Origin of the sequence: Halostagnicola kamekurae, from assembly GCF_900116205.1 — an archaeon.
GTDB lineage: Archaea > Halobacteriota > Halobacteria > Halobacteriales > Natrialbaceae > Halostagnicola > Halostagnicola kamekurae.
Genome location: NZ_FOZS01000001.1, coordinates 525215 through 538570, shown reverse-complemented (window position 1 = coordinate 538570; position 13356 = coordinate 525215). Strand labels below are relative to the sequence as shown.

Here is a 13356-nt window from a genome sequence, read left to right as displayed (position 1 = left end):
GTACTTAAACACACGTACGCGAGACTATCGTCCGATCTGACCCGATGGGACTCACCGACAGCGTCGCCGTCTGCGCGCTGCCAGCAACGACTTTCGAACGCCGTGGGTTCGTCGGCGGATCGATCCGGCTCCGACACACATTATAGTGTTCACGCATAACATGCCTGTATGGACGATATTTTCGTCGCGAGACTGATGTCCACGACGCTGCACACCGTCAGTCCCGACACGCTGGTCGAGCAGGCCGGACAGGAGATGCTCGAGAACGAGATCGGCTCGGTCGTCGTTGTCAACGACCAGAACCAACTCGAGGGGATTCTCACCTCCACGGACTTCATCACAATCGTCGCCGAGAGCTACCCGAAAGCCGAAACGTCGGTCTCGCGGTACATGACGACGGACGTCATCACGGCCTCTGCTCAGGACAGCATTCGGGAAGTCGCAGACGTCATGGTCGAACACGGCTTCCACCACGTCCCGGTGGTCAACGACGACGAGGGCGTCATCGGGATCATCACGTCCTCCGATCTCGCGGCGTATCTCTCGAACGTCGAGACCCCGAGTCCCGGCGAAGCGGCCTAAACACGGGACAGAGCTCGAGGCGAACGGGGACGGCAACCGAATTCTCGATTCATGAGGACGCTGTAGCGCCGGCTTCGTTCAGAGCACACCGCCTCGATCGACGTGGGAAGATTTATCATGGACGATGGTAAGAGACCACATGACCATGGATCTCTATCCAGGGGTAACCAAGATATCGGGCGTCTGTGGGAACTGCGGCGACGACCTCATGATGGTCCTGTCGCCGTACGCCGGAATCGTCGAAAACGGCACTAACGAGTGCAGCAAGTGTGAGACGACGGATTTCCAGCGCACGCTATAGCGAGAATCGACCCCCTATCTGCTTTTCTGTGAGAGCCATCCAACGATCGTCTCCGGCCGGTACCGAGTCAGTTACGCGGCCTGCCCAGAAACGCGGCCGGCACAGTTGCCTTACGGAGCGAAAGCCGTTCGTGAGGCGTATCGACCGCGCTGGTACACGTAGAGCAGTGCCGAGAGTGGCGGACCGCAAAGGATCGCGAGCACACCGATCGGTGGAACCAGGAGAAACGAAAGCGGTGCAACGAGCGCGTAGGACCACGCGAGCGGGACGCCCGTCCCGTACTGGGCGAGCGTTCGACTGTCCAGTTCGTACAAGATCCCGAGCGAGACGGTCATGAGCGCACCAATGACGAGCATCGTCCCATCCGTCGACGACGGGACGAAATCCGACACGCCAAAGCTGAGCGCGGGAACCGCTCCCCAGAACGCCCCGAGCGCCAAGATAGAGCGTCGGTAGCCGATTTTCTCGAGCGGCGGCCCTGCGGTATCTGTCGCCATACCTGATTGTTCGTCTATCGCCACAAGAAGGTTTCTGGCCAGTGAACTGTGAGGGATCGGCGATTTCGACGACCGATACCCGACTAAAACTCCATATTCGGCGGTTTACAGACGGGTTCGAGCGCAGCCCCCTCGAGCCTATTCGGTGGAAGTGAGCCCTACCCGATTCCCCTCGGAGTCGGTGATGACCGCGAAGTGGCTCTGCATCTCCGGAATCGACTCCTTCGGGAGGACTGTCTCGCCACCGCTCGAGTCGACTCGATCGAGGACGTCGTCCAGATCGTCCTCGACGGTCAGGTAGACGAGCGGCCCGCTGTCGTTCGGTTCGTAGGCGATCGACTCACCGCTCTCGCCGGTATACTCGCCGCTCTCGACGATCATTCCGCCGACTTCGCCGTCCTCGACGTGAAACATGCCCGCCCGTTCGCCGGGTTCGTCATCCGGCGAGTGGACGTCGATCTCGCGATCGAGGACGGTCGCGTAAAAGTCGACCGCCCTGTCGAAGTCGGTACTCGGAATCTCGAACCAGTTGATGACGTGTGCCATTGTGTGTTTCTCCGGGGATTTTCCCGTCGGATTCCACGCGTTCGAATCGGATATAGGATCGACGCTGCAGTCGAAAGGTCGTCGAATGCCCTCTCTATCGAGCCGTCGTCAACCGACCGCGTTCGTCGCCGGCGAATCGGAAACGGAAACCGAGCCCTCGAGGATACCTCCCTTCGATCCGTCGCCTCATCCATGGCACAGACACCAGCGTGTACCGGCGAGTCGCTTTAGAACGAACTTCGACGACACCTCGAGCGATGCAACCGGAGGCGACACCGAGCGCATCACTCAGGAACTCGCGCGAAAACACAGACGCCGGCTATCAGGTCGTCGAATTCCGTCGTCGCGGGAACGAGGTGTTACTCCACGAACGACGCTCGTCGGTTTCGGGCAACGAACTCGCCATCCACGAGGTCGCCGTCGATGGCCGCCTCCCCAAAATCGGCACTGTCTGGACCGGCCGGAATCTCGAGGACTGGCTCTCCCACCATCAGTACTATTTGGAATGGGTGCACCCGGATCTCAAGGTGGATAGGTAGTTGTCAGGCTATGCTTGAGAAAGTTGTTAAAATAGAGAGATTGGAGCCAAAAGAAGACGAGATTTCGCTACGTTCGTAATGGAATAACTAGCGACCAAATGATAAGTAGTTCTAACTTTTGTTTTCTCTTATGGAGTTATACTCAAACGATGGACCCTGATGATTTGTTTGATGTTATATCTAAAGTTGCTTTGCCGTTTGCAGTCGGTGCAGTTGGAATGACAGCGGTTAATGTAACACTCTTATACTTACTCCCAATATTATTTCCATCAGTATCCTTTAATGCTCTTAGAATCTGTATTCAGCCCGTTTTGGCGGCTATCCAAGAACCAATCATCTCCAAATATCTTCCTGCGGTTTTCATCGTTTGGTTGGCAAGAAGGTACGAATGGACAGAGAACTTGATTTCTCAACGCTACCAATACGGATTAGTTGGTGGTTTGACGGTTGGCGCACTTGAATGGGCCAGCAAATCACTTGGTGATCAGTCTCTTAGTTTTATTGAATTGGCACCAATCCTAATGCATACAGTTAACGGATTACTGATTGGGATCGGAGTGTTTCGAATCGCAGGAAAAGAAGGCCAACTACAGGATTACATTATTCTCACTATAGCAGTTGTTTTGGCAGTATTGACACATCTATTCTGGAATATTCGAGTTGCATTTTGGGTAACAGACCTCCCACCATGCCTAATGGTCTGAAATTAGATAAGAATTTATCAATTAGATTGATCCAATGCAAATCGATGTCCAGCTCAACTATTTCGAGATTTTTAATTCCTTCAAACGGACTTGCCGCCCCCAAGTAGTGATGAACTTGTCACTATGAAACTCAGGAAGGTGAAGGACCGCCATGTGCCATTATATATTAGTGAATTCTGACAGTAACAGAAGTTGACTGGCTGGGATGTGAAGTCTTTCGAGCCTTCCCTCTTGTTACTCGACAGAGGCCGGGATTTGAACCCAAAACCAGACGTTCCAGTTCGCTACGCTCACGGGCTGCGACTGGTAGGGGTTCAAATCCCAGTTGGGGCAGACGATTCGCGGCGCTCGCAACTTTGCTCGCGGCGCAGAATAGTGGACTCGCTGGGATGTTGAAATCCCGCTGAGTCACGTGGTTTTGCAAATCATGGTTTTATTCTGGTAAATTCTGACGACGGACCGCCATCTTCTCGCGTTCTGTTCTCGCGTCGTAGTGCTGGTAGAGCACATCGAGCGAGACATCCATCCGCTCGCTCACTGTCTCTGGTGCCGTTTCCTCGTTCAGGTGATTCGTGATCGCTCCACGTCGAATCGAATGCGGCGATCGTGCTGACGGACACTTGGATGGAACCGAACTGCTATCCAGTGCCTCGCAATCGCTCGGCTTTCGATCGTGAGGGCATTCCGCGTACTTACAGGGATGTAACGCCCGGATCACCCACTTGTAGATTGAGTGGCCGGTAGGGCGGGTGTCCTGCCGAGTCGTGAACAGCGGTCGGCGACCGTGCTCGTCGCGAACGTTTTTCCGATCGGGGTTCGCCACGAAATCATCGAGAATCGTGAACCAACGTGGTCCAAGGTAGACCCAGCGGTTTCCGCCATCGCCGTTTTTGAGCGGTGTTCCCGTATGGGGGCGGTGCTCGACTCGAATCGCCTGATCGTCACTATCGAGATCGTCAACATCGAGCCCACGTACCGCACCCCGTCGCATTCCCGTCCGCCAGATCAAAGCGATCAGTGCGTGATCCCGGCTCGCGTAGTGGTGGCGATCGTAGTATCGGAGCGCTCGCTTCGCGCGATCGGCCTCGAGGAACACATCCTTCGACTCGGCTCCGTCCGGTAGATCCGGTGAGTGCAATTTTTCAGCGAGACCTTCCTCGACACCCTCTATATCGGCCCACCAACGGAGAGCCATCCGAACGCTACTCAATTGCTTTTGCAACGTGATCGCCGCAACGTCACCCTGACGCCAGGCCACGAACGCCAACAGATCACGGCCAGTAAGGTCGTTCAAGTCGTCAACATCGTTCTCACCACACCACTCGAGGAACACCGACAGACGGTGCCGTGCGTTCTGCATCGAGGACTCACGGATACTCGGGGCGCGGTGCTCGAGGAACCGATCGACACCCTCTTTCGGGGGAAGTGGTTGCAGGTCCTCGCTCACGCTTTCCCCCGAACTTCGAGCGTGTTGCCCTGGCGCAACACCAGCTCGTCGCGATGGATTTCTTCCCCGGTCTTCAGATCGTGAAGCGCGTCGAACTCCGGTTCAACGTCCTCATCGTATGAGCGCGCACACTGCTGACACCAGAAATGGTTATTCGTGGGCTCCCAGGAACGATGACCGTTCGGGCACATGAACCGCCAGCGGTCAGTCCGGTTCGACAGTCGAATCTCTTCTTTGCTGGCAGGCATCACCTCGGGCGTCTCGCCGGGGTATAAAAACGGGGAGCCAAAAGCGCGGGCTGGAAGTGAAACTATTCCAAAGTCTCGTTGAATCCGATACGTCGGTCTTTCGGGGGGTTTATCCCCCGTTGCGTTGTGCGATTGCATGCTTCCGTAGGTTGGTTACGGAGGCCAGGCGGGCCGGTGCCCAAACACCGGGTCCGCGTTTTCTCGAGGACCCGGCCGAGCAGCGGCGGGTCCGTCTGACTTCCGTTATCCGGTCCCAATGAACGGGGGGTACTTAGAACTAGTGCATCAAACACCGCTCTACAAGGAGCCAAACAAGGAACTAATACCATCGAACCGAGTGTTCTAACATGGTGTTCTGAGTGATTCCGACTCAATGCGACGACCACGGGTGGATTGGATGACGAGAGCAGACGATGCGATTCTCGAGTTTTTGCTGAACGAGGGGAATCGCTCAATTATTGCTAATCCATCCACTGTAGAGGCGAATCTCGATTACAAGATATCTCACGTGAGACGGCGTCTAAGGGCGTTAGAGCAATCGGATCTTGTAGAATATTATGACAAGGATCGCGGTCTTTATCAGATCACTGATTGCGGTCGTGCGTATCTCGAGGGAGAGTTAGATGCGGACGATCTCGAAGAAAAGTAACCTCTACCCAATTTGATAGCAATTGCTGCGTGTCAAGAGTTTAGGTGGGTGGTACTGGACTGGGTGGATTTCCAGCCAGACACAATGTGTTCGAAGGATCACTGACGAATGAGGCCTTCACGTACTTTTTCTCTGCTTCCACAAATTAGTCTTGTGGCCGAAATAGGTTCGGCCAATACACTTATGCCCACCCATCAATCGGCAAGAATATTTATTAGATAATACTCGGAAAGCCGAAACACGTCCGGCATATCACAGAAACTTCGTTTCTGGTGGGTGCTCGGCGTGTAATCACACATGTTTGAACGAATTACAGACGAAGAAGAGCGCGGTCAGGTGGGTATCGGTACGCTCATCGTGTTCATCGCGATGGTGCTTGTCGCAGCGATTGCGGCAGGTGTACTGATCAACACCGCCGGTCTTCTGCAGTCCCAGGCAGAGGCAACGGGTCAAGAAAGTACAGCACAGGTTTCGAACGTCGTTGAGATTGAGTCCGCGACGGGTCAAGTAGGTGGCAACGGTGAAGTCCTCACAAGTGTTGACATCACATTTGGCCAGGAAGGAGCTGCAAATTGGGGAGATGCAAACACTATCACAGTACTTGCTGACGGCAATGAACTGGCAAGTGCGGGTGATATTTCGACCCTTGAGGGCGAATTAACGGAAACAGATCTCTCTGATGTTGACCAATTAGAAGTCGTTGTTGATGACGCTCAAGATTCTCCATCTGATACTCTTAACGTTCACGAAAGCTACGTGAATGCGGATGGTGTTCTTGAGATTCAAGATGAATACACGTTCAATTCTGGCTCTGATTCGTCACTTTCCATCTCTAGTCCATTGAATTTCAACGTGAATTCTGACACCACAGTAACGTTCTACGACGACATTGGATCACTGACTGATGTTGACGTGAACTGGGATACGAATGACATTGCCAGTGGTACGCCTCATCTGGATGCTGATTTCTCCGGAAATGACCTATCATCCGGCAATAACGAAGTGTCCGTGGATGTTGAATCGGATGACTTCGAAAGCACGGAAACTGCAACTATCGAACTCGATGCCCGTGCCATCCAGAACGGAATTAATGTCGTCGAAGACAGCGAGGGTGGCATCGACCTCGTTCACGGTGCAGACTACAACACTGACACCGGAACTGGTGACTACATCGAGAGCGCTTCGCTGATGGTCTCGCTCGGTCCCGGTGCAGACGCCGTCGACCTCGAGGCAGCGACGTTCGAGTACGTCGGTGAAGAGACGCAGCGCGGCCAGGCTGCCAACCTCGAGCATCTCGACATCGAGAACCTCGAAGGCGACAGTCTCGCTGAGGGCGAACTCGACGACGCCGTGCTCACCTCGGACGATCGCTACCAGATCGAACTCGAATTGAACGGTGGCAACAACGAGGACTTCACGCCGATCCCAGCAGGTGGCTCCGCAGAGTTCTCGATCGTGACCGCAGATAACGCTCAGACGACCGAAGTGCTGATGGCACCGTCGACGCTGACGTCCGACGCGATCAGTCTCTAAATCGGTAGCGAATCGCGGAACAGTTCCATTTTTCGTGACCCCGGTTTCTTGAAAGACGTATCTAAAATAGATCGTTATCCAAGATCATCTACCAATTCTACCGACCATTTTCCTTCCCCTGTACGCTGAACGTGAAAGTGATGGTCATCCTTGAGATTGCTATTTTCGTCGAGGATGCCATCAATTCGAAGGTCGTCTTTTGGCACGGTCACGCCGTAGGAATAGTCGTCTAATTCTCTGAGTTTGTTCAATGCCATACCGTCGCTCGCAACTTCCCCTAGTATAAAGGTAGGGGAAACTGGGGGTGACACTCTGGGGGAACCCTTGGTTTTCCGTAGCTTTTCGACCCCCCATGCTGACGGCTTCGAGGTATGGCAACTTCAGGCCTGTCCGGTGTAATGCCGACAAACATTCGATCGAAACACGGTATAGACCTCATAGACTCGATTCTCGCGCCCGTTTTCGTTGCTGCAACACTCGTGTTGAGCGGCCTCGGAACGGTCTCGATTGATGCACCGATCGCGTGGGCGATGTCCGACGCGATCTACTCGGCGCAGGGCACCGAGTTCACCTGGGCGTTCGTGATTTCGCTGATCGTGGTGGTGACGGCGTGGTCGACGAACGAGAACCAGTTCGACGACTTCAGCGACGAGGAAACGGCTGTTGTCGCGGCGATGGCGGCCATCCTAATCCTCTCAGCGCTCGTGCCGGCGATTTCGAGCGCGATTGAGTCATATTGGTGGCTCGGTTTCTTCATCGTGATGCTGAACGGCGCGGGATTCTACCTTCTGGCTTACCGATATAGGTTCTGAGACACATGAATTCGACATTTTCGGACAAACAAACCGACGAGTCGCACAGTCCACGAACGCACGCGGTCGGGGGGAGAATGCAGATATGTCAATAGAGAGCCCACAGCCCACGGAAACGGAGAGTATCGAGAAGCGAGCACTGAACGAAATGCTGGAAACGCGAGCGAGTCAGCGCAACGTTCTGCGCGGGATCGGCGCGACGGGGACGGCCGCCGCGATCGCGAACGAATCGGCCGCGATCGAGAGCGCGGCGATCGTGCAGGAACAGAACCGGACGATCCAATTCGGCGAGTGGACGGAACTCATCGGCTGGGGCTTCGAGGATGGAACGATGCAGATAGCGATCACGACCGAGCGGCCGGTTGATGTGGTCGTTGTGGACTCCGTGGCCGGCTTCGGCGAGGAAGGTGCGGTTCGGCCCCCGACCTCCCAAACATCGCTCGAGTCGGGCACGCACGTCGTCACGATGCCCGTGGAGACGTTCAGAGGAGCGCACTCAGTGACGGTCAACATCGACGGCGCGTCGGTCCGACTCTCGAGCAAGATGGAAGAGGAGGAGCCAGACGACCCGCTACAGTACTTCGGTGGGATATCTGGGTTGTTCTGGGGGATTGGGATGACGACCGGACTGGCGGGCGCTGCAGCGGCGTACGTCGTCTACAGAGAGGATAGCGGAGTGGTCAAAGCATGAGCGACACGAGCGACACCTACGACGGATGGGGCGGCCGACTCACGTACCTACTCGCCGAGGGGCAGATTCTGGCGTTAGGAGTGTTCTTCTCCTTGGGCATGGGCTTGTGGCTCTGGCAACCGTCGTTACCGAGCGTTCCGCCGGTCACGCAGGGGATTCTGGCCGCACTCCTGTTGTTCGGCCCGCCGCTGTTCGGCATTTTCGTGACCGGCGTTCGGAAGCTTCGGCAGAAACGGATGGTCACAGTCCACCACATCAACGGCGTGACCGATGTTAGAGAGAAATACTACGTCGAGCCGTCGGTCTGGCAGGAAAAACAGGTTGATGGTCCGAGTCCGTTCACGGTGAACGACGGCGCGGCGTTCGAAGTACGCGAATTCGAACATCAGACGGATATCGGTCAGTTAGTGGTTCGAGGCTGCTATTTCTCGCAGCTATCGGATTCGAAACTCATCACGATCAAAGCGATGCTCGAGGACATCCACGGCGATCTCGTTGAAGAGTTCCTGGCGTCGAACCGAATGCGCGGCCGAATCAGCAAGATGGGACTGCAGATCCAGAAGGACGTGGTGAACGAGGAAGTCGAGGCCGACGAGCGCGGATTGATGAACCCACGAACGGCGGTGAAGTCCCGATTCGAATCTGCGAGAGAGGACGCGGAGAACAACGCGACAGAGAACATCCAAGACGTGTCTCGCTACGTCGAGGAGTACGCCGACGGGCACGGTATCGACACAACTGGCGGCCCGCCTGCGACCCAAGAGCAGGCTGCACAGGCGGCGACAGACGGAGGTGAACGACATGGATAGACACGAGTATCGGAAGAACGGGAAGCGTCTCATGACCGACGGCGGGACGAACGAACAGGACAACTACACGGTCGGCGGCTTTCGGGAGTGGCAGGACGGCAAACTGGCGCGTGACCCGGACGAGGCGCTACCGCACACCGGATTCGTCCGTGATGAGCAAATCGACCGCCAGATGACCATGCGCGCGCTCCATCACGATCCCGACCGCTGGGATTCGAAAGCGGCGGCGACGTACATGGACGTGGGGAAGAACCGGCAGATCCTGAAAGGTGAAGGGAGCGACACGTCCCGGACCGCGCTCGAGAACGGCGATACGCTCACGCTGAAACACTACCTCGGCGACCCGGCGCAAGAGGCGGACCTCTCGGGGATCAAAGCGATTACCAGGCTACAGGAGATCGTGGCCGGCCCGGCCCCGGTGATCGTGCTGCTCGGCGAAATGGGAGCTGGGAAAACGAACCTCGCTTGCCTCCTGGCGCAGCTGCGTGATCGGTGGGTCGACGGCAACATGAAAATCGCATCGAACATTCGCACGCTCCCGCGAAATGACGACTGGGTGCGCGACAACGGCGACCTCGAGGACGGCTGGATTCCGCACTACCCGCTGCTCGAGGAGTGGGTTGGTCAGGACGGAAACCCAGTTGAAAACCCACAACAGCCGAAGCTGTTCATCGGCGACGAATTCTCGACGAACGCGAGCGGGACCGGCGAGGACGGGCAGTTAGTCCGTAAGCTGATGGGACCGCTGGTGTTCAAGATCCGCAAGTACAACGGCGCACTCATCTACATCGGCCATGACGAGAGTTCGATTCATCCACTGCTCTGGCGCCGGTACGATCCTGAAAAAGCCCGATCGGAACGACAAGGGGAAAGCACTCGTCGCAGAGCGGATTTCCGGCGGAAAGCTTCGTGATGTCGATCCGCGACCACTGAAAGGGATTCCTCCGGCGGATTTCGAACCGCACACGAACGACGAAGCCGACTGGTCCTGGCGGGCACCGTCCGGTGACGAGAAAGATGGTCCTGCAATCGCCGAGGAGGACGTGAAAACGGTCGCTGCATGGACGATGGAAGCATGTCGGGAACAGGGAATGTCGGCCCGCGAAACCGCCGAATTCGTGCCGTATAGTCACGCTACCGTCTCAAACTGGTGGAAAGAGATCGATGAGGGTGGCGAGAAGCGCGAATGGGTTGACACCGTAGAACAGGTGATCGCATGAGAGCGTCGGGTTGTGAAGCTGTAAAGCGCAACCGACCCCCCTTTAGTGACTGTCAAGCCCAAAGCCCACCGCGCTTGCTCCCTGTCGGGAGCGAAGCGGACCGTGGGCGTAGCGGCTCTGTGCCAGCGGGGTTTATATATCTCGGCGCTCAAGGCGCGTACGAATACCCAAAAAATGTAAGTTTTTGGGAGGCGATTTCGAAAAAATCGCGGCGCGCGCGTTGTGGGGATCGCTTGAAATGCCGTCGCACAAGGCCAACAAGTACGGAACCGCGTGCGAATACTACCTGGCGGAAAAGTATCGCGTCGATCTCGTCGACGAGAACGGCAATCGGATCGATACGAGCTGGTACGACGGTCTCAAGAACGGCGTCCCGTGGGAGTTCAAGGCCACGAAATACAAACACGCTGACGGGCAGTCGGGGAATTTTAAGGTCTACAAGCGATATCACGGCAAGTTACAGCGGAACGGCGGGAGGTACGGCTTCGCTGTCTATCGAAAGCGCGGCCGGGGAACGTAGATTCTGAAAACGACGTCGATTTCTGCATCCAGGCTTCCCACGTTGCGCTGGCACGGCGGCGGCGATCACCGCGACACCAAGCAGACAAAAATCTCGATCGAAGACGTGTTCTGACAGTAGATAGTAGCGCGGTTTTTTCATCCAGTTTGGAGTGTGTAACTGAAAAGTGCGATTCGGTAACTACGTGTGCGTACTGAACAGTATAATCTCATTGAATTATTTAACAACACCTACATAGTGGGACACATGGGATACCATGTAATTGATCCAGACGACTTAGACCCTGTTCCGGATAGACCGTCAGAGATGCACTACGTCAGTGAGGCCGCAGGTATGAACGAGATGGGACTAAGACTGTATCGTGTACAACCGGACGAGGAGATCCCATTGAGCGGCCTCCACTACCACGACCGCCAAGAGGAAGCGTTCTATGTCGTCAGCGGCCGACTGCACGTAGAAACTCCTGACAAAGAGTACGCCGCCAAACAGGGACAATTCTTCATCGCAGAGCCTGAGAGCGCACATCGCGCCTTTAACCCAGCCGAAAGTGAGGATCCAGTCGTCGTAATCGGTATGGGGGCACCGCCAATTAGCGACGGCCATTCCTACGAGTGATCGAAACAGATTCTATACTTACCGTGATTTTCACGGCCATCCATAGATAAAGAAATCGTATTACCAACACTACTAATCTCGATCGATGGTCACCGATTGCTCGGCTTCGAAGCTGACGACTCGAGTGCTGAGTGTCTCGGCGATCTCCTGGCGCTGCTCGTTGGTGAGGTCGTCGCGCTCGAAGTCGAATAGCGAGGCTTGCTCAGACATCCCGATCACCCCTAAATCGACCAGTAGCTGTACGAATGTACCGAAATTTATTTGTTAATTGAGAGGAGTTTCTAAATTAGAAGGATATTCGGAGTTGCCCTTTTAATCTTAATTGGTTTCATATTTGTAATGGTTTCCGCCTACGCAGGCGCTCTACGGGCGCTGGAAGTCTACTTCGATCCAGACCAAGACAGCATCTTTCTCTCAGATGATGCCGAGCCGCCAAATGATCGGTAACGTTCGAGGATGTGCCGCCGTCGGTCCAAATATTGTGATCGTCATCACCTCGAATCGACCTCCGTTTTCGCAATCGGGAACCCGAACCTCGAGACCGGCGGCGGACCCCCGGCTCAGTCGTCGGTAAGAATCGCAGTTTCCACAGCGATGGGCTCGGTCGTTCTCGTCGCCGAACACCCGGCCGAACCGATCCGTCACGTGTGATCCGCAATTCTGACAGGTCGATTCGTTAACAGACGGCCATGGTGCGACCGTCACGCCGAACACCCCGAATTTCCTTCGGTGAAATCGCCAAACGGCGCGGGGGTGAATCCCGTCCCGTCAATCACTCGATTCTGAAGGGGGGTTTCTACACTCGAAGGGCAAGTGCATAATTCTGACTTAGCCGCTAAGGTAGCGACTATCGGAACAATTCGAAACGTGACAACAATCCGATGGACTCGCTGGGATTTGAACCCAGGGCCTCTTCCTTGCGAAGGAAGCGATCTACCACTGATCTACGAGCCCTCGAACACACCTAACTCCGGTTTCTATTTGAGGCTTGTGTTTCGAGGACGCTCGAGCCCGCGGCTACAGCGACGGTCGATCGCGCTGGGTCGACGATTCGACGTGCAGGACTCGAGCGCGCCCCGCGAGCAACCCGAGCAAGAGCCCGGTGAAGTGTGCGACCAGTGCGACGCCCGGTGCGAACGTCGTGAGCGTGACGACGACGGCGACCACGAAGAAGACGGCGTAGGTCACCCAGTCGGGAACGTCGATCACCGATGCGACGCCGCTCGAGAGCCGGTTGCCGGCCAGGAGATAGCCAAGCAGAGCGAACACGGCACCGCTCGCCCCAAGTACGCCCGGAGTTGCCCCGCCCGAGCCCAAGCCCGACAGGACCAGAACCTGTGAGACGCCGGCGATGGCGCCCGTGAGCAAGAAGAAGGCGTGAAATCGCAGGCGACTCGTCGCTCGAGCGACCGGCCAGCCGAACAGGACGAGCGCGATCGAGTTCGAGAGCAGGTGGCCGACGCCGTCGTGGGCGTAGACGCTGGTGACGATCGTCCACGGGTCATTCGACAGCGGCGCGGCGAGAACGAACAGGCCGCCCATTAGGCCGAGAATCGAGGTCAAAAACTGCACGACGAACACGAGCACGAAGACGACGAGTAACTCGAGGATCGGACTCTCGGTTCCCGAGCGAGTCGACATAC

General features: G+C 56.1%; 17 protein-coding genes, 1 tRNA gene and 3 pseudogenes. 12 read left to right on the top strand and 9 right to left on the bottom strand.

Features of this window, described 5'->3' with window-relative positions; genetic code table 11:
• The first annotated feature begins 168 nt into the window (after positions 1 to 168).
• Entirely contained in the window at positions 169 to 582 is a 414-nt protein-coding gene (locus BM348_RS02685) for a CBS domain-containing protein (protein WP_092901596.1), read from the top strand.
• Positions 583 to 727: 145 nt separating this feature from the next.
• Complete coding sequence (locus BM348_RS21065; protein WP_175507086.1) at positions 728 to 883, top strand: hypothetical protein; 156 nt, start codon at positions 728 to 730, stop codon at positions 881 to 883.
• Positions 884 to 993: 110 nt separating this feature from the next.
• On the opposite strand, the gene BM348_RS02680 is transcribed toward BM348_RS21065, so the two are convergent.
• Complete coding sequence (locus BM348_RS02680; RefSeq protein ID WP_092901593.1) at positions 994 to 1380, bottom strand: hypothetical protein; 387 nt, start codon at positions 1378 to 1380, stop codon at positions 994 to 996.
• Positions 1381 to 1518: 138 nt separating this feature from the next.
• Positions 1519 to 1926, bottom strand: coding sequence for a VOC family protein (locus BM348_RS02675; RefSeq protein WP_092901590.1), 408 nt, complete (start codon positions 1924 to 1926; stop codon positions 1519 to 1521).
• Positions 1927 to 2183: 257 nt separating this feature from the next.
• On the opposite strand from BM348_RS02675, the gene BM348_RS02670 reads away from it, so the two are divergent.
• Together BM348_RS02670 and BM348_RS20510 are read left to right on the top strand one after the other, a co-directional pair.
• Positions 2184 to 2465: a hypothetical protein gene (locus BM348_RS02670; protein WP_092901587.1), complete on the top strand. Its 282-nt coding sequence runs from the start codon at positions 2184 to 2186 to the stop codon at positions 2463 to 2465.
• A 149-nt stretch (positions 2466 to 2614) separates the two neighbouring features.
• Entirely contained in the window at positions 2615 to 3169 is a 555-nt protein-coding gene (locus BM348_RS20510) for a hypothetical protein (RefSeq protein WP_139231129.1), read from the top strand.
• A 433-nt stretch (positions 3170 to 3602) separates the two neighbouring features.
• Here BM348_RS20510 and BM348_RS02665 read toward each other — a convergent pair whose 3' ends face one another.
• Entirely contained in the window at positions 3603 to 4616 is a 1014-nt protein-coding gene (locus tag BM348_RS02665; protein WP_092901585.1) for a tyrosine-type recombinase/integrase, read from the bottom strand.
• Positions 4613 to 4864 carry a hypothetical protein gene (locus BM348_RS02660; RefSeq protein WP_092901582.1) on the bottom strand — a complete coding sequence of 84 codons (252 nt, stop codon included), beginning with the start codon at positions 4862 to 4864 and terminating at the stop codon, positions 4613 to 4615. The genes BM348_RS02665 and BM348_RS02660 overlap by 4 nt, the downstream gene beginning before the upstream one ends.
• 397 nt (positions 4865 to 5261) lie before the next feature.
• Here BM348_RS02660 and BM348_RS02655 point away from each other — a divergent pair, with 397 nt between their 5' ends.
• Both BM348_RS02655 and BM348_RS02650 read left to right on the top strand, forming a co-directional pair.
• Entirely contained in the window at positions 5262 to 5513 is a 252-nt protein-coding gene (locus tag BM348_RS02655) for a hypothetical protein (protein WP_092901580.1), read from the top strand.
• Positions 5514 to 5810: 297 nt separating this feature from the next.
• Complete coding sequence (locus tag BM348_RS02650) at positions 5811 to 7046, top strand: archaellin/type IV pilin N-terminal domain-containing protein (protein ID WP_092901577.1); 1236 nt, start codon at positions 5811 to 5813, stop codon at positions 7044 to 7046.
• A gap of 74 nt (positions 7047 to 7120) precedes the next feature.
• Here the strand turns inward: BM348_RS02650 and BM348_RS02645 are convergent, their stop codons facing one another.
• Positions 7121 to 7303 (bottom strand): hypothetical protein, encoded by a 183-nt coding sequence (locus BM348_RS02645; RefSeq protein WP_092901574.1) that lies wholly within the window; start codon positions 7301 to 7303, stop codon positions 7121 to 7123.
• Between the two features lie 114 nt (positions 7304 to 7417).
• Between BM348_RS02645 and BM348_RS02640 the strand changes: the two genes are divergently transcribed.
• From BM348_RS02640 to BM348_RS02615, 6 genes and pseudogenes are all read left to right on the top strand, one after another.
• Positions 7418 to 7858: a hypothetical protein gene (locus BM348_RS02640; protein WP_092901571.1), complete on the top strand. Its 441-nt coding sequence runs from the start codon at positions 7418 to 7420 to the stop codon at positions 7856 to 7858.
• Between the two features lie 85 nt (positions 7859 to 7943).
• Entirely contained in the window at positions 7944 to 8549 is a 606-nt protein-coding gene (locus BM348_RS02635) for a hypothetical protein (protein WP_139231128.1), read from the top strand.
• The gene (locus BM348_RS02630) at positions 8546 to 9358 is read left to right on the top strand and encodes a hypothetical protein (protein ID WP_092901565.1); all 813 of its coding nucleotides are present in this window, start codon (positions 8546 to 8548) and stop codon (positions 9356 to 9358) included. The genes BM348_RS02635 and BM348_RS02630 overlap by 4 nt, the downstream gene beginning before the upstream one ends.
• A pseudogene (locus tag BM348_RS02625) lies at positions 9351 to 10578 on the top strand (hypothetical protein). The gene BM348_RS02630 and the pseudogene BM348_RS02625 overlap by 8 nt, the downstream one beginning before the upstream one ends.
• A gap of 238 nt (positions 10579 to 10816) precedes the next feature.
• A pseudogene (locus tag BM348_RS02620) lies at positions 10817 to 11212 on the top strand (hypothetical protein).
• A gap of 72 nt (positions 11213 to 11284) precedes the next feature.
• Positions 11285 to 11713, top strand: a complete 429-nt coding sequence (locus tag BM348_RS02615) for a cupin domain-containing protein (RefSeq protein ID WP_245779381.1) — start codon at positions 11285 to 11287, stop codon at positions 11711 to 11713.
• A gap of 72 nt (positions 11714 to 11785) precedes the next feature.
• On the opposite strand, the pseudogene BM348_RS21060 reads toward BM348_RS02615, so the two are convergent.
• From BM348_RS21060 to BM348_RS02600, 4 genes and pseudogenes are all read right to left on the bottom strand, one after another.
• Positions 11786 to 11893 (bottom strand): annotated as a pseudogene (locus tag BM348_RS21060) (DUF7692 domain-containing protein); the annotation flags it as partial.
• Between the two features lie 234 nt (positions 11894 to 12127).
• Positions 12128 to 12418 (bottom strand): DUF7563 family protein, encoded by a 291-nt coding sequence (locus BM348_RS21765; protein ID WP_394328081.1) that lies wholly within the window; start codon positions 12416 to 12418, stop codon positions 12128 to 12130.
• 177 nt (positions 12419 to 12595) lie between these two features.
• Positions 12596 to 12667, bottom strand: a tRNA-Ala gene (locus tag BM348_RS02605).
• A 63-nt stretch (positions 12668 to 12730) separates the two neighbouring features.
• Positions 12731 to 13354 carry a rhomboid family intramembrane serine protease gene (locus tag BM348_RS02600; RefSeq protein WP_092901562.1) on the bottom strand — a complete coding sequence of 208 codons (624 nt, stop codon included), beginning with the start codon at positions 13352 to 13354 and terminating at the stop codon, positions 12731 to 12733.
• Between the last annotated feature and the right edge of the window lie 2 nt (positions 13355 to 13356).